The 311-nt window shown below is 71.1% G+C and carries 1 protein-coding gene; it reads left to right on the top strand.

Features of this window, described 5'->3' with window-relative positions; genetic code table 11:
* Positions 1–26: 26 nt before the first annotated feature.
* Positions 27–311, top strand: a 285-nt coding sequence (locus PUR56_RS26535) for an RICIN domain-containing protein (protein ID WP_329950749.1), incomplete at its 3' end; no start/stop codon positions are given.

Below are 311 nucleotides of genomic sequence, written 5' to 3'. Positions count from 1 at the left end.
GCGACCACCGTCATCGACACCGAGATATAGACTGTTTCCCGCCCAGACGCACCTCCGATCTCGGTCGGACAGGCCGACACCGCCCCGTCCTCGCCTGTGCGCTCGCACTGGCGGTACCGGCGCCGGCCGGGGCCGCCGACAGCACCCCGTTCGAGATCAACAGCGCCGCCACCGGCAAGTGCCTGGAGGTCTCCGACTGGCGCAGGGACGCGGGTGCGCCCGTCCGCCAGTGGACCTGCACGGGCGGGGCCAACCAGCAGTGGGCGGCCAACAGCAACGGGTTCCTGGTCAACCGGAACAGCGGGCTGTGC

The sequence above is a fragment of the Streptomyces sp. BE303 genome, assembly GCF_036290945.1.
Lineage (GTDB): Bacteria > Actinomycetota > Actinomycetes > Streptomycetales > Streptomycetaceae > Kitasatospora.
The sequence above is the reverse complement of the archived record's forward strand: the minus strand, read 5'-3'. Positions and strand labels throughout refer to the sequence as shown.